Source organism: Phreatobacter oligotrophus, from assembly GCF_003046185.1.
GTDB classification, from domain to species: Bacteria; Pseudomonadota; Alphaproteobacteria; order Rhizobiales; family Phreatobacteraceae; genus Phreatobacter; species Phreatobacter oligotrophus.
This window is the reverse complement of record NZ_PZZL01000001.1, coordinates 402,933-417,874: the sequence shown is the minus strand read 5'-3', so window position 1 is coordinate 417,874 and position 14,942 is coordinate 402,933. Positions and strand designations below refer to the sequence as shown.

The window sequence follows — 14,942 nt, the reverse complement described above, 5'->3', positions numbered from 1 at the left end:
ATGTCAGCCGCAGCCGGTGGCGCCCGTCGCCCGTTTTTCCGCCGTCGCAAGACCTGCCCGTTCTCCGGCCCGAACGCGCCGAAGATCGACTACAAGGACGTCCGTCTCCTGCAGCGCTACATTTCCGAGCGCGGCAAGATCGTTCCGTCCCGCATCACCGCCGTTTCGGCCAAGAAGCAGCGCGAGCTCGCCCAGGCGATCAAGCGCGCCCGCTTCCTCGGCCTGCTGCCCTACGTGATCAAGTGATTGCCTTCCGGGGCGGCGGGCCTTCCTGCCGCCCCGGACACTTCTTCTGATGATCGTCGGCCGCGCAGAACTCCTGCGGCGGCTGAAGCTGGGGCCAGGCCCCTAACCCTCACGACGAGCGGGACAGCTGACGATGGGACCGACCCTCGCCATCTCCTTCGGGGCAGGCCTTGCCTCCGCGCTCCTCTTCGCGACGCTCGCGTCGGGGAGCCCGCTCGCGCTTATCCTGTTCTATTTCGCCGCCCTGCCCGTCCTCATCGCCGGCCTCGGCTGGGGTCATTATGCCGGCGCCTTCGCCGCGGCGATCGGTGCGCTCGCCCTGTCGCTGGCGCTGCGCTCGCAGTTCGGCCTGTTCTTCTTCTTCTCGGTCGGCCTCCCCGCCTGGGTCCTGTCCTATGCCGTCCTTGCCTGGCAGCCGGGCGCGGACCCCGAGGATCCCGAGCACGCGGTATGGATCTCGCCCGGGCAGATCCTCTCGCTCATCGGCATCGGCGCCGTCGCCCTCACCCTGTTCGGCATTGTCGCGCTCTACGGCTTCGACTTCGAGGCCTTCCAGGCCGCCATCCGCGAGGCGATCACCCGGACGCTCGCCCAGATGCGCCTCGGCGAGGGTGACCGCGAGGCCTTGATCCGCCTCATGGCCGCCGCCGTGCCGGTGGCGGGCGCGGTGGTCTGGACCTTCGTCACCACCATCAATCTCTATTTCGCCGGCCGCATCGTCCGGGCCTCCGGCAGGCTCGTCCGTCCCTGGCCGGACCTGCCGTCGCTGAAGCTGCCGAAATGGACGGCCGTCGCCCTGCTCGTGGGCTCGATCGGCTCCTTCGCCGGCGGCTTTCCCGGGCAGATCGCGGCGATCATCCTCGCCGTCAGCCTTGCGGTCTATGCGCTTCAGGGCTTTGCCCTGGCCCATGACATCACCCGCGGCTGGGGCATGCGCGGCTTCGCGCTGGGCCTGCTCTACGCCCTCACCTTCGTCATCGGCTGGCCGATGATCTTCGTCGCGCTCGCCGGCCTTGCCGACGTGCTCTTCGACATCCGCGCGCGGCGCCAGCCGCCCGCTCCTCCCACCCCGCTCTGACATTCAACGAACCAACGGAGTATCCACAATGCAGGTCATCCTTCTCGAGCGCGTCGCCAAGCTCGGCTATATGGGCGAAGTCGTCGACGTGAAGCCGGGCTATGCCCGCAACTTCCTGCTGCCCAAGGGCAAGGCGCTGCGCGCCACCGAGGCCAACCGCAAGAAGTACGACGCCATGAAGGCCCAGCTCGAGGCCCGCAACCTCGAGCTCAAGAAGGACGCCGAGGCGGTCGCCGCCGAGCTCGACGGCACCTCCTACACCCTGATCCGCCAGGCTGGCGAAACCGGCCAGCTCTACGGCTCGGTCTCGGCCCGCGACCTGTCGGACGCCATCACCGCCGCCGGCATCACCGTGTCGCGCGCCATGATCCAGCTCGACACCCCGATCAAGGCGATCGGCCTGCACAAGGTCATCGTCTCGCTGCACCCGGAGGTCGAGGCGACCGTCACCGTCAACGTCGCCCGGTCCGCCGGCGAAGCCGAGCGTCAGGCGCATGGTGAGGACCTCACCCAGCGCGCTGACGAGCCGACCTTCGAGACCTTCAACCCGGAAGAGTTCGGCGACGCCGAGGCCTGATCCACGGCCAGGCCGTCCGCCACCTGCGGACGGCCTCCCCTTCCCGCATCGGACGACAAAAAAAGCCCGGTCTCGCGACCGGGCTTTTTGCTGTGCGTGGGGGGTCGAGGCGGGGATGCCCCGCCTTCACCCGTCAGTAGCGGGCGATGACCGGGGCGACCGGCAGGACCGGAGCGCCGAAGAGGTAGCTGACGCCGACGCGGACGGTGTGGGTCTCGACGCGGTTGTTGATGTCCGAGGCGTTGCGGTCGTTCAGCGGGCCGCCGTTGATGGCGCAGCTGTTGTCGGTCGCAAGGCAGGTGCGGGAGCCGTAGTTGGCGTAGCGATACTCGGCACGGATCGACCAGTTGTGGTTAAACTTGTGCTCGATGCCGGCGCCAATGACCCAGCCCCAGCGGGTCGCGGTGTACTTGACCACGTGGCCGGTATAGCCGTTGCAGTTGTCGAGGACCGAGCAGGCGGTCATGCTCGCCGCGGCGACGCCGCCGAGCACGTAGAACATCGACTTGTGGTGGACCCAGCCGGCGCGGCCGACGAGCGAGCCCTGCCAGTTCATGCCGATGCGCTGCTGGTAGACGTTGCCGCCGACGCCGCCGACGGTGAACACCGGCTCGCCGTTGTACCAGGGCGAGTTGATCTTCGCCATCGGGCCGTCAAAGGAGAACTCGGCGCCAAGGACGAAATTGCCGAACAGGCGCTGGATGCCGAGATGAAGACCGTAGTTCATCCGGGCGTTCATGTAATCGTACTGGTAGTCCCAGACCTGGCGGCCGGCGCCGTTGTCACGGGTGGTGCCGGTGGCGTCGCTGTGGAAACCGCTGTTGTGGACGAACTGCGCGCCGACATGGCCGCCGATATAGACACCGCTCCACTTGTCGACGTGATAGTCGGGAGCAACGACCTCCGAGCCACGCAGGGGAGGCGGGCCCAGGTCCGCAGCCCCGGCCATGCCGGTCGTCAGGAGAACCGCGGCAGCGGCCATGGGTATTGCAACACGCTTGAACATGGGAGCGCCCCTTGGAAATGATCGATTCACCGCACTTGCGGATGGGGCTAGGGATCGCATGTTAATCTTAACAGCAGGTTTCCGCAGCGACTGAAGTAAACCAGCGGTTGTCGACTTCTTCTCGACTGGTTCTGCTTTGTGAGGACTGTGGCAGACCGGCCACATGGCGGCGACCGAGGACCCCGCCAGCGCGACGGGCGAGTCAAGCGGAGATCGCGCCGGACGACCTGCTGCCATGGGATTGGTGTGGACAGCGGGACCTTGTCATCATGGCCCGTGATGATTCCCGCCACGGCTGCTAGCCATGGGACACCCCAAGGCCGCGACCGCAAAGAAGCTCCCATGTCCGCCCTGCCCGCCCTGAAGCCCGTCGCATCGAACGACCTGCCGTTCCGCCAGGCCCCGCACAACATCGAGGCCGAGCAGGCCCTGCTGGGCGCCATCCTCGTGAACAACGAGGCCTTCTACCGCGTCTCCGATTTCCTCGAGGCGAAGCATTACTTCGACCCGCTGCACCAGAAGATCCACGAGATCGCGGCCCAGCTCATCCGCGCCGGCAAGATCGCGACGCCGGTGACGCTCAAGACCTTCCTCAACGACCCGACCATCGATGTGGGCGGCATGACGGTGGCGCAATATCTCGCCCGGCTCGCGGCCGAGGCGACCACCATCATCAATGCCGAGGATTACGGCCGCACCATCTACGACCTTGCCATCCGCCGGAACCTCATCGTCATCGGCGAGGGCATGGTCAACGTCGCCTATGACGCGCCGGTGGACATGCCGCCCCGTGCCCAGATCGAGGATGCCGAGAAGAGCCTCTTCGAGCTGGCCGAGACCGGCCGCTACGATGGCGGGTTCCGCCGCTTCACCGATGCCATGGCGCGCGCCCTCGACATGGCGGCGGCGGCCTATCAGCGCGACGGCAAGCTGTCGGGCATCTCGACGGGCCTGCGCGATCTCGACCAGCGCCTCGGCGGCCTGCAGCACTCCGACCTCATCATCCTCGCCGGCCGCCCCGGCATGGGCAAGACGTCGCTGGCCACCAACATCGCCTTCAACGTCGCCAAGGCCTATCGCTTCGAGGTGGAGCCGGACGGCAGCCACAAGACCACCAATGGCGGCATTGTCGGGTTCTTCTCGCTCGAAATGAGCGCCGATCAGCTCGCCACCCGTATCGTCGCCGAGCAGGCGGAGATCCCCTCCTACAAGATCCGTCGCGGCGACCTGCGCGAGGACGAGTTCTACAAGCTCACCCAGGCCGCCCAGGAGATCCAGGCGCTGCCGCTCTACATCGACGATACCGGCGGCCTGTCGATCGTCCAGCTCGCCGCCCGCGCCCGCAGGCTGAAGCGCCAGCGCGGCCTCGACTTCATGGTGGTCGACTATCTCCAGCTGCTGTCGGGCGGTGCGCGCAAGGGCGAGAACCGCGTGCAGGAGCTCACCGAGATCACCACCGGCCTCAAGGCCCTGGCCAAGGAGCTGAACGTGCCGATCATGGCGCTGTCCCAGCTCTCCCGTCAGGTGGAAAACCGCGACGACAAGCGGCCCCAGCTCTCCGACCTTCGCGAATCCGGCTCCATCGAGCAGGACGCCGACGCCGTCATGTTCGTGTTCCGCGAGGAATACTACCTCAAGAACAAGGAGCCGAAGCCCGGCACCGAGGAGCACCTGAAGTGGCAGACCGACATGGCGCAGGTCCATGGCCGCGCCGAGGTCATCATCGGCAAGCAGCGCCACGGCCCGACCGGCACGGTCATGCTGCAGTTCGAGGATTCGGTGACGCGCTTCTCCGATCTCGCCGAGGGCGATGCCCTGCCCGAGCGCTTCGAGTGAGCCGATGAGCATTCCCGTCAGCGAGGCCGGTGCGGTTCTCACCATCGACCTCGGCGCCCTCGCCCGGAACTGGCAGGCGCTGGCTGCCCTCGGCCCCGGCGCGGAATGCGGCGCGGTGGTGAAGGCCGACGCCTATGGGCTCGGCATCGAGCAGGCCGGGCCGGCGCTGGCGAAGGCCGGCTGCCGCACCTTCTTTGTGGCGCATCTGTCGGAGGCGCGCCGGCTGCGGGCGGCGGTGCCTTCAGCGACCATCTACGTGCTGAACGGCCTGTTCGGCGAGGCGCTGGAGACCTATGCGGCGCTGGACATCCGGCCTGTGCTCGGCAGCCGCGAGGATGTCGAGCGCTTCGCCGCCTTCTGCGAGACCATCGGCCGGCGCCTGCCGGCCGCCGTGCATGTCGATACGGGCATGAACCGGCTTGGCCTCGACCTTGCCGAGGCCGCCCTGCTCGCCGAACCGGGGACGGCCGCCCTCGCCTTCGAGCCGGCATTGCTGATGAGCCATTTCGCCTGTGCGGACGAACCGGGCCATCCGCTCACCACCCGCCAGATCGACCGCTTTGCACAGATGCGCGGGCTCTTTCCGGGCGTGCCCGGATCGCTGGCCAACTCGGCCGGCTGCACCCTCGCGTCCGCGCGCCATGACCTGCTCCGCCCGGGCGTGGCGCTCTATGGCGCGCGCTTCGTCGCCGGCCGCGAGCCGCTGGAACCGGTCGTCCGTCTCGAGGCGCCGATCGTCCAGGTGCGCGGCGTGCGCGCCGGCGACACGGTCGGCTATGGCGCCGCCTGGACCGCGCCGCGCCCGAGCCGCATCGCCGTGCTGTCGGTCGGCTATGCCGACGGCTATCTGCGGCAGGCCGGCTCGACCGACCGCAAGACCGGCGCCCCCGTCCGCGTGAACGGCGTGATCTGCCCCCTCGCTGGCCGCGTCTCCATGGACCTGATCGCGGTGGACGTGACCAATGCGGGCGCCGTCGAGGCCGGCGGCATGGCCACCCTCATCGGCGACGGCATCGGCCTCGACGATGTCGCGGAGGCGGCCGGCACGATCGGCTACGAGATCCTCACAAGCCTCGGCCGGCGCTACCACCGCCGCTACGTGGATTAGGCGGCCCCAGGGACCATGGCTCGCGCAACCACCACCTATGTCTGCCAGTCCTGCGGCGCCACCTATGGCCGCTGGCAGGGCAAGTGCGAGAGCTGCGGCGCCTGGAACACCATCGCCGAGGAGAGCGTGGCGGCGACCGGGGTCGGCGGCGCGCCCGTGAAGGGCGGTGCCAAGGCCGGCAAGACGCGCGGCCGGGCCTTCGCGCTGGCCGGGCTCGACGGCGCGAATGACCAGGCCCCCCGCACCGAGACGCAGGTCGGCGAACTCGATCGGGTCTTCGGCGGTGGCCTCGTGAAGGGTTCGGTGATCCTCATTGGCGGCGATCCCGGCATCGGCAAGTCCACCCTGCTCATCCAGGCCTCGGCGCGGCTCGCCCGCATGGGCCACCGGGTCGTCTATATCTCGGGCGAAGAGGCGGTCGGCCAGGTGCGGCTGCGCGCCGAGCGGCTCGGCCTCACCGCCTCGCCGGTGGAGCTCGCCGCCGAGACCAATGTCGAGGACATTGTCGCGACCCTGTCGGAAGGACCGGTGCCGCGCCTCGTCGTCATCGATTCCATCCAGACCATGTGGACGGACACGGTCGAGAGCGCGCCGGGCACTGTGAGCCAGGTGCGGTCGGCGGCGCAGGTGCTGATCCGCTTCGCCAAGAAATCCGGCTCGGCGGTGATCCTGGTCGGCCATGTCACCAAGGACGGGCAGATCGCCGGCCCGCGCGTCGTCGAGCACATGGTCGATGCCGTGATGAGCTTCGAGGGCGAGGGCGGCCATCATTTCCGCATCCTGCGTGCCGTGAAGAACCGCTTCGGCCCGACCGACGAGATCGGCGTCTTTGAGATGACCGGCAAGGGCCTTCGCGAGGTGCCGAACCCCTCGGAACTCTTCCTCGCGGGACGCGACCTCGGGGCTCCCGGCACCGCCGTCTTCGCGGGCATGGAGGGTACGCGGCCGGTGCTGGTGGAGATCCAGGCGCTTGTCGCCCCCTCGACCCTCGGCACGCCGCGGCGCGCGGTGGTCGGCTGGGACCCGGCGCGCCTGTCCATGGTGCTCGCCGTGCTCGACGCCCATTGCGGCGTGCGGCTCGGCGGCCATGACGTCTATCTCAACGTCGCCGGTGGCTTGCGCATCGCCGAGCCCGCTGCGGATCTGGCGGTTGCGGCCGCGCTCGTCTCCTCGCTCAGCGGGGCTGTCCTGCCGGCGGACGCCGCCTATTTCGGCGAGGTGAGCCTGTCAGGCGCGGTGCGGCCGGTGGCGCAGGCGGCCGCCCGCCTCAAGGAAGCCAAGAAGCTCGGCTTCACCAAGGCTGTCGTGCCGGAGATCGCCCGCGGCGAAACGGTCGAGCCCGGCCTGTCGGTGCAGGCCGTGACGAACTTGTCGACCCTCGTGGCCGACATCGCGGCCTCCGGTGTGGCGCGGGGCAAGCCCGGGTCATCCGGCGACGACTGAGGACGGGGGATCGGATGAGGCGGGTTTTTCTGGCAGGCGTGCTGCTGCTCCTGCCACTGGCCGTGACGGCCTTTGTCGTCGGCTGGTCGGTGAGCTTCATCTATGGCTTCGTCGGGCCGGGCACGGTGGTCGGCCGCTTCCTCACCTCGCTCGGCCTCGGCTTCTCGTCGTCATCGCTCGCCGCCTACCTCATCGGCATCCTCATGGTGGTGGCGCTCATCTACCTCCTCGGCCTCATCGCCATCGTGCTGCAGGAGCGCCTGCAGGATGCGCTGGACCGGGTGATGCGGCGCATCCCGCTCATCGGCACTGTCTATGACCTGTCGCGCCGCTTCGTCTCCATGGTCGACCGCAAGGACGCCGACGGGCTGAAGAGCATGAGCCCGGTCTGGTGCTTCTTCGGCGGCGGCCGCGACGGCGCGGCGGTGCTCGCCCTTCTCACCTCGCACGAGCCGGTCATGGTGGGCGAGGCGCGCTATCTCGGCGTCCTCGTGCCCACCGCGCCGGTGCCGATCGGCGGCGGCCTCATCTATGTGCCCGAGGACTGGGTGAGCGATGCCGAGATCGGCATGGACCAGCTCATGAGCATCTATGTCTCCATGGGCGTGACGCCGCCAAAGGCCATCACCGCACAGGCGAGCCGCGCGCCGTCGGCGGCGAGCGACTCATAGCGGTTGATGAGGGTTTGCCGCGATCCCTGACGGGGTGACGCGGGCCCACTGCCTCGCTATAAGCGCGGTGTCGCGCAGCCGGTCACCCGATTCAGGCACGCTCACCGACGCATTCCGGAGCCGAACTCGATGCCGGTCACCTATCTCGACATCGGCCTTGCCGTGATCATGCTGATCTCGGCGCTTCTGGCGATGGTCCGCGGTTTCGTGCGCGAGGTTCTCTCCATCGCATCCTGGGCGCTGGCGGCCCTCTCGACCTGGTACGCCTATCCGCGCCTCCTGCCGATCGCGCAGACCCAGGTGTCGAACGAGCTCATCGCCAAGGCCATCGTCATCGCCGGTGTCTTCCTCACCGTGCTGGTCGTGGTCTCGCTCATCACCATCAAGATTTCCGACGCCATCCTCGACTCGAAGATCGGCGTGCTCGACCGCACCCTCGGCTTCCTCTTCGGCCTCGCCCGAGGCCTCGTGATCGTCGTTGTGGCCTTCGCCTTCTTCACCTGGCTGGTTCCGACCAACGGTCGCCCGGACTGGGTGATCCGCGCCAAGTCCTATGCGCTACTCGAGCAGATCAAGGACGCGCTGATTGCCCAGCTGCCGCAGGACATCGAGGGCTCCGACATCCTGAGGCGACTCAATCGTCCGTCGTCGGGCACGCCGCCGGCGCCAGGGGCCGCACCGGCCACGCCGCCGGCCGCGCCGGCACCGGGAGCGGCGCCCGCGCGGCCCTGAGGCCGAGCTTTCTTCGACCAGCGGATCTTGTATCCGCGCATGGTCGCCGTGCATGGGGTGGATCTATCGTTCCGGCGCATCGGCCCGCATATGAGCGACGGGCTGACGACCTGGGCCTGCCAACGATGAGGATGCGATGACGCGTTCACTCGAGATCCGCCACCACGATGCGGACGGCCAGTTCGACGACGATTTCGGGCTCGATCTCGACAGCGACCGGCTGCACGAGGAATGCGGCGTGTTCGGTGTCTTCGACCACCCGGACGCCGCCGCCCTCACCGCGCTCGGCCTCCACGCCCTGCAGCATCGTGGCCAGGAAGCCGCGGGCATCGTCTCTTTCGACAGTGCGCGCTTCCATTCCGAGCGGCGCATGGGCCTCGTCGGCGACAATTTCTCCCGCCGCGAGGTGATCGAGCGCCTGCCCGGCAACTCGGCCATCGGCCATACCCGCTATTCGACTACCGGCGAGACGATCCTGCGCAACGTCCAGCCGCTCTTCGCCGAGCTGGAGACCGGCGGCTTCGCCGTCTGCCACAACGGCAACCTGACCAACGGCCTGACGCTGCGCCGCCGCCTCATCGCCGATGGCGCCATCTACCAGGCGACGTCGGACACCGAGGTGATCCTGCACCTCGTCGCCCGCTCCCGCCGCAACCGCTTCGTCGACCGTTTCATCGACGCGCTGGGCCAGATCGAGGGCGGCTATGCCTTCGTCGGCATGACCAACAAGAAGATGATCGGCGCCCGCGACCCGCTCGGCATCCGCCCGCTGGTCATCGGCGAGCTCAACGGCAAGTTCATCCTCACCTCCGAGACGGTGGCGCTCGACATCATCGGCGCCCGCTTCGTGCGCGAGGTGGAGAACGGCGAGATCGTCGTCATCGACGACAAGGGCCTGGAATCGATCAAGCCCTTCCCGCCGCGCCGCAAGCGGCCGTGCATCTTCGAGTATGTCTATTTCGCCCGGCCCGACTCCATCGTCGACGGGCAGAACGTCTATGGCCTGCGCAAGAAGATCGGCTCGATCCTCGCCGAGGAGAGCCATGTCGATGCCGACGTCATCGTGCCGGTGCCGGATTCCGGCGTGCCGGCCGCCATCGGCTATGCCCAGGCCTCCGGCATCCCCTACGAGCTCGGCATCATCCGCAACCACTATGTCGGCCGCACCTTCATCCAGCCGACCCAGTCGGTGCGCGAGCTCGGCGTGCGGCTGAAGCACTCCGCCAACCGCGCGGTGATCGAGGGCAAGCGCCTCGTGCTCGTCGATGATTCCATCGTGCGCGGCACCACCTCGCGCAAGATCGTGCAGATGATGCGGGATGCCGGCGCCCGCGAGGTACATTTCCGCATCGCCTCGCCGCCGATCAAGTTCCCGGATTATTACGGCATCGACATGCCCGACCAGGACAAGCTGCTCGCGGCGCGGATGAGCATCGAGGAGATGCGCGCCTATCTCGGCGTCGATTCCCTCGCCTTCATCTCCATCGACGGCCTCTACCGGGCCCTCGGTGAGCCCGGCCGCGATGCGGCACAGCCGCAATACACCGACCATTACTTCACCGGCGACTATCCGACGGCCATCACCGACCTGGTCGGCGAAGGCGCCAAGCAGCTCTCGCTGCTGGCGGAAGCCAGCTGACGCGAACGGACCGACACCCATGACCGACAAGCCTTTCGCCGGGCGCATCGCCTGCGTCACCGGTGCCTCGCGCGGCATCGGCCGCGCCACTGCTCTGGCGCTCGCCGCCGGCGGAGCACAGGTGGTGGCCGTGGCGCGCACGCAGGGCGGCCTGGAGTCGCTCGACGATGCCATCCGCCAGGCCGGCGGACTGCCCGCGACGCTGGTCCCGCTCGACATACGTGACGGCGACGGGATCGACCGGCTCGGCCATGCCATCCACGAGCGCTGGGGCAAGCTCGACGTGCTGGTGGCGAACGGCGCCATTCTTGGCCCCATCTCGCCGCTCGGCCATGTCGCGCCGAAGGAATGGGACCAGATCGTCGCGGTGAACCTCACGGCGCAGTGGCGGCTCATCCGCTCCTTCGATCCGCTGCTGCAGGTGTCGGATGCCGGCCGCGCCGTCTTCGTGACGTCGGGCGCTGCGACCAAGTGCCGGCCGTACTGGGGACCCTACTCCACCACCAAGGCGGCGCTCGATGCCCTCGCCCGCACCTATGCGGCCGAGAACGAGACGACGAAGGTCCGGGTGAACCTGTTCAATCCCGGTCCCATCCGCACGACCATGCGGGCGCAGGCCATGCCGGGCGAGGATCCGCAGACGCTGGAGCCGCCGGAGGCGCCCGCCGCCGCCATCGTGGCGATGTGCCGGGCCGACGTGACCGAGAACGGCCAGCTCTTTGATTATCCGGCGCGCGCCTGGAAGAGCTTCCGCGACCCGGCGTGAGTGAGCGCGGGCGCGAACCCGCGCCCTATCCGCGCTGCCCGGCTTCCGCGTCGTAGCGTGCCTGTGCCGCCTCGACCGCGGCGATATGCGTCTCCGCCCAAATCCGCAGCGGATCGACGGCGGCGTGCAGCGTCCGCCCCAGCGGCGTGATCGAATACTCGACCGTCACCGGCACGGTCGGGATCACCTTGCGCGACACCAGCCCGTCCCGCTCGAGGCTCTTCAGCGTCTGCGACAGCATCTTCTGCGAGACGCCGCCGATCATCCGCTTCAGCGCGTTGAACCGCTTGGTGCCATCCGCCAGCAGGATCAGGATGAGCACCGCCCATTTGTCCGCGACGCGATCGAGGACGCGGCGCGTCGGACACTCGGCCGCGAAGACATTGGGTGTCAGGTCCTTCGGCAAGGGCCGCGGCGGCAGTTCGATGATGCGGGGCTCGCCCATGGTTCCCTCCGCGTGACCACGTGACCGAAAAGTGCCTTCTTTCGCCCGTGATCACCAAAAGCTATCTGGTCACCATTGGTTACTACCACAAGGAGACCACCCATGAAAGTCGCCCTGCTCGGCGCCTCCGGCATGATCGGATCGCGCATCCTCGCCGAACTGTCCTCCCGTGGCCATCAGGTCACCGCCCTCGCCCGCGACACCGCCAAGATCGCCCCCCTTCCCGGCGTCACGGCCAAGGCCGTCGATGCCTTCGACGGCAAGGCGCTGGCCGCAGCCTATGCCGGCCATGACGCCGCGATCTCGTCGGTGCATTACCTCGCCTCCGACGCCGACACGCTGATCGGTGCCGCCAAGGCCTCGGGCGTTCCGCGCTATCTGGTGGTGGGTGGCGCAGGTTCGCTGGAGGTGGCCCCTGGCGTGAGGCTCTTCGACACGCCGCAGTTCCCGGCGATCTATCTCGGCGAGGCCAAGGCCGGCGGCGCCTTCCTGGACAAGCTGAAGGCCGAGCCGACGCTCAACTGGACCTTCCTGTCGCCAGCGGCCCTTATCCAGCCGGGCGAGCGCACCGGCCGGTTCCGTCTTGGCGGCGACCAATTCTTCGTCGATGCGGCGGGCAACAGCGCCATCTCGGCGGAGGACTATGCCATCGCGCTGGTGGACGAGCTCGAAACCCCGAAGCACAGCCGCAAGCGCTTCTCGGTCGCCTATTGACCGCGGTGGGGGCGCTGCGGCGCCCCCGTCAGCGGATCTTGCGGCCCGTCTCGGCGTAGGGGTTGTCCGTCTTCTTCAGGTGGAAGCGGATCGGCGTCCCCTGCAGGTCGAAGCTCTCGCGCAGCCCGTTGACGAGATAGCGCAGGTAGCTTTCCGGCAGCGCCTCGGGACGCGAGCAGAAGGTGACGAAGGTCGGCGGGCGGACCTTGGCCTGGGTCATATAGCGCAGCTTGATGCGGCGGCCGGACACGGCCGGCGGCGGATGGTGGTCCACCGTCTCCTGCAGCCAGCGCACCAGCGTGTTGGTGGAGATGCGCTTCTGCCACGGCACGCGGGCGTCGATGATCGCCTGCATCACCCGGTCGAGGCCCTGGCCGGTGGCGGCCGAATTGGCGACGACGGGGCAGCCCTTGATCTGCGGCAGCCAGTGGTCCGCCTCCTCGCGGAGCTTCGCCGCCTTGCCGCCCTTGTGGGGCACGAGGTCCCATTTGGTGAAGGCGAGGACGACGGCCCTGCCCTCCTTGGCCGCGAGATCGGCAATGCGCAGGTCCTGGTCCTCGAAGGGCTTCTCGGCGTCCATGCAGACGACGACCACTTCGGCGAAGCGGATGGCGCGCAGCGCGTCGGCCACCGACAGCTTCTCAAGCTTGTCCTCGATGCGGGCGCGCTTGCGCAGGCCCGCCGTGTCGACGAGGCGAAACTTGCGGCCGCCCCATTCCCAGTCCACGGCGATGGCATCGCGGGTGATGCCCGCCTCGGGGCCGGTGAGCAGGCGGTCCTCGCCGATCAGGGCGTTGACCAGCGTCGACTTGCCGGCGTTCGGCCGCCCGACGATGGCGACGGGAATGGGCTTCGAGAGGTCCTCCGGCGGCGCCTCCTGGTCGCCGGCGGGGATGCTGTCATCCTCGTCGTCCTCCGGCTCGTCGTCATGGACGGGCGGGGGCATGAGGGCGGCCAGCGCCTCGTAGAGCTCGTTCAGGCCTTCGCCATGCTCGGCCGAGAGCGGTACGGGATCGCCGAGGCCGAGGGAGAAGGCCTCATAGGCGCCGGCCATGCCGACCTTCCCCTCGCTCTTGTTGGCGGCGAGGATCACCGGCTTGCCGGACTTGCGCACCATCTCGGCGAAGGTCTGGTCGTCCGGGGTCAGGCCGATACGGGCATCGACCATGAACAGGATCGCGTCGGCGAGGCGGATGGCCTCCTCCGTCTGCGCGCGCATGCGGCTCTCGAGGCTGCCCTCGCGGCTGTCCTCGAGGCCTGCCGTGTCGATGATCGTGAAGGCAAGGTCGCCGAGGCTGGCATCGCCCTCGCGACGGTCGCGAGTCACGCCCGGCCGGTCGTCGACCAGGGCGATGCGCTGGCCCACGAGACGGTTGAACAGCGTCGACTTGCCGACATTGGGCCGGCCGACGATAGCGAGCGTGAAGGACATGGGATGGCGATCAGCGACCGCGAGCCGGCGGCTGGGCCGGCGGGGGCTCGGCCGGCGCGGAGCTGGGCGAATTCGCGGGCTGCTGGATGCCGCGATCGATGCCGGGCACGCCTTCCGGGAAGACCGGGCGGCGCTCGCCCGGCAGCGGCGGCTGGCGGCGCTCGAACATCGAGGGAATGTCCTGCAGGGACTCGCAGCCGGCCAGCATGAGGCCGAGCCCGCCGAGGGCGGCGGTGCGCAGGACGAGGCGGCGGTCGGGGCGGAGGGTCATCGCAAGGTTCCGTTGATCGCTCAGCTGCCACTGGCAGGGAAGACGGTGGACATGAGGTCGGCGCGGCCGCGCACGCCCTGCGGCGTCTCGCGGTCATCCTGGATCGCCTTGATCCAGCGCTCGGCCCCGGCCCGGTCGCCGGCCTTGAGGGCGGCCAGCGCGAGGATTTCGCGCGCCGAATGACGGAAGGCGCCGTCGGCGGCGGCCAGCGGCTCGGCGCGGCGGACGAGATCGGCCGCAGGCGCGGTGTCGACGAGGAGATAGGCGGCGCGCAGGCGCGCAAGGTCCTGCATCAGCGGGCCGATGCCGGCATCGGCAGCGAGCGCGTCATAGGCGGCGACGGCTGCGGCCTTGTCGCGGGTCGCAAGTTCGGTCGCCTGGCGGAATCGGGCGAGGATGCGATAGCCGCCCGGCGCCTCGGCGGCGAGGCTGGAGAACTGGGCAGTCGCATCGGCGCTGTTCTCGCGCGACAGGCGCAAGGCGGCCTCGAACCGCGCACCGGCCGCAGCCGAACGCTCGGCCTGGAGATGGTCGTAGTAGCGCCAGCCGCCGACGACGAGCACGACGGCCGCGGCGCTGCCGACGATCACGGTCCAGTACTTTTGCCAAAAGGCCTCGAACCGCGCCCGGCGCAGGTCCTCTTCAACTTCGTCGAAAATATCGGCCATGGTCTCAATCCAGCTCCGCGCCCAAGGGATCGCGCGAGCCCCCGTCAGAAGCGGCGGAACCTATCAACTCCCCCTGTCCGACGCAAACGCGGCGGGGGTGAGGCGAAGGTCTCCGGCGCGGCGAGCCGTCGGCCGCCGGGTCCATCCACAGGCTGCGGGACAATTTGCCTCGGCTCCGCATCTGCGCCACATTTGGCGCGCATAGGATCAAGGGACTTCATCGCCATAGCCGCTTGCCCGGACACGTGCCGGATCGGGTGGCCCCATTCGCATCGCGTGCCATTGGTCGAATGAATCAGGTTCAAGCAGC

General features: G+C 68.7%; 16 protein-coding genes. 11 read left to right on the top strand and 5 right to left on the bottom strand.

Annotated elements, in window-relative coordinates; translation table 11 throughout:
- The 3 genes from rpsR (at position 1) to rplI (ending at position 1,901) form a co-directional block, all read left to right on the top strand.
- The gene (gene rpsR, locus C8P69_RS02030) at positions 1-246 is read left to right on the top strand and encodes a 30S ribosomal protein S18 (protein WP_106747850.1); all 246 of its coding nucleotides are present in this window, start codon (positions 1-3) and stop codon (positions 244-246) included.
- Between the two features lie 133 nt (positions 247-379).
- Positions 380-1,324 carry a DUF2232 domain-containing protein gene (locus C8P69_RS02025; protein WP_108174185.1) on the top strand — a complete coding sequence of 315 codons (945 nt, stop codon included), beginning with the start codon at positions 380-382 and terminating at the stop codon, positions 1,322-1,324.
- 28 nt (positions 1,325-1,352) lie between these two features.
- A complete protein-coding gene (gene rplI, locus C8P69_RS02020) occupies positions 1,353-1,901 on the top strand; it encodes a 50S ribosomal protein L9 (RefSeq protein WP_108174184.1) in 549 nt (182 codons plus the stop codon).
- A 133-nt stretch (positions 1,902-2,034) separates the two neighbouring features.
- Here the strand turns inward: rplI and C8P69_RS02015 are convergent, their stop codons facing one another.
- Complete coding sequence (locus C8P69_RS02015) at positions 2,035-2,907, bottom strand: outer membrane protein (protein WP_170118093.1); 873 nt, start codon at positions 2,905-2,907, stop codon at positions 2,035-2,037.
- 342 nt (positions 2,908-3,249) lie between these two features.
- Here C8P69_RS02015 and C8P69_RS02010 point away from each other — a divergent pair, with 342 nt between their 5' ends.
- The 7 genes from C8P69_RS02010 to C8P69_RS01980 all read left to right on the top strand — a co-directional run bounded on the left by C8P69_RS02010 (position 3,250) and on the right by C8P69_RS01980 (position 11,102).
- On the top strand, positions 3,250-4,743 hold the full coding sequence (locus tag C8P69_RS02010; RefSeq protein WP_108174182.1) for a replicative DNA helicase: 1,494 nt from the start codon (positions 3,250-3,252) through the stop codon (positions 4,741-4,743).
- 4 nt (positions 4,744-4,747) lie between these two features.
- Positions 4,748-5,851, top strand: a complete 1,104-nt coding sequence (gene alr, locus C8P69_RS02005) for an alanine racemase (RefSeq protein WP_108174181.1) — start codon at positions 4,748-4,750, stop codon at positions 5,849-5,851.
- 15 nt (positions 5,852-5,866) lie between these two features.
- Positions 5,867-7,294 (top strand): DNA repair protein RadA, encoded by a 1,428-nt coding sequence (gene radA, locus C8P69_RS02000; protein WP_108174180.1) that lies wholly within the window; start codon positions 5,867-5,869, stop codon positions 7,292-7,294.
- A gap of 14 nt (positions 7,295-7,308) precedes the next feature.
- Positions 7,309-7,965 carry a DUF502 domain-containing protein gene (locus C8P69_RS01995; RefSeq protein ID WP_108174179.1) on the top strand — a complete coding sequence of 219 codons (657 nt, stop codon included), beginning with the start codon at positions 7,309-7,311 and terminating at the stop codon, positions 7,963-7,965.
- 129 nt (positions 7,966-8,094) lie between these two features.
- The gene (locus C8P69_RS01990) at positions 8,095-8,697 is read left to right on the top strand and encodes a CvpA family protein (RefSeq protein WP_108174178.1); all 603 of its coding nucleotides are present in this window, start codon (positions 8,095-8,097) and stop codon (positions 8,695-8,697) included.
- Between the two features lie 136 nt (positions 8,698-8,833).
- Complete coding sequence (purF, locus tag C8P69_RS01985) at positions 8,834-10,336, top strand: amidophosphoribosyltransferase (RefSeq protein ID WP_108174177.1); 1,503 nt, start codon at positions 8,834-8,836, stop codon at positions 10,334-10,336.
- 19 nt (positions 10,337-10,355) lie between these two features.
- Positions 10,356-11,102 carry an SDR family NAD(P)-dependent oxidoreductase gene (locus tag C8P69_RS01980; RefSeq protein ID WP_108174176.1) on the top strand — a complete coding sequence of 249 codons (747 nt, stop codon included), beginning with the start codon at positions 10,356-10,358 and terminating at the stop codon, positions 11,100-11,102.
- A gap of 25 nt (positions 11,103-11,127) precedes the next feature.
- Here C8P69_RS01980 and C8P69_RS01975 read toward each other — a convergent pair whose 3' ends face one another.
- Complete coding sequence (locus tag C8P69_RS01975; protein ID WP_108174175.1) at positions 11,128-11,547, bottom strand: winged helix-turn-helix transcriptional regulator; 420 nt, start codon at positions 11,545-11,547, stop codon at positions 11,128-11,130.
- Positions 11,548-11,649: 102 nt separating this feature from the next.
- Between C8P69_RS01975 and C8P69_RS01970 the strand changes: the two genes are divergently transcribed.
- Entirely contained in the window at positions 11,650-12,261 is a 612-nt protein-coding gene (locus tag C8P69_RS01970; protein WP_108174174.1) for an NAD(P)-dependent oxidoreductase, read from the top strand.
- Between the two features lie 28 nt (positions 12,262-12,289).
- Here the strand turns inward: C8P69_RS01970 and der are convergent, their stop codons facing one another.
- From der to C8P69_RS01955, 3 genes are read right to left on the bottom strand one after another with little or no spacing between them, the layout of a single operon-like run.
- Positions 12,290-13,693 carry a ribosome biogenesis GTPase Der gene (gene der, locus C8P69_RS01965; protein WP_108174173.1) on the bottom strand — a complete coding sequence of 468 codons (1,404 nt, stop codon included), beginning with the start codon at positions 13,691-13,693 and terminating at the stop codon, positions 12,290-12,292.
- 10 nt (positions 13,694-13,703) lie between these two features.
- The gene (locus C8P69_RS01960) at positions 13,704-13,964 is read right to left on the bottom strand and encodes a hypothetical protein (protein ID WP_108174172.1); all 261 of its coding nucleotides are present in this window, start codon (positions 13,962-13,964) and stop codon (positions 13,704-13,706) included.
- 20 nt (positions 13,965-13,984) lie between these two features.
- Positions 13,985-14,632 (bottom strand): tetratricopeptide repeat protein, encoded by a 648-nt coding sequence (locus tag C8P69_RS01955; RefSeq protein WP_108174171.1) that lies wholly within the window; start codon positions 14,630-14,632, stop codon positions 13,985-13,987.
- Positions 14,633-14,942 lie beyond the last annotated feature (310 nt).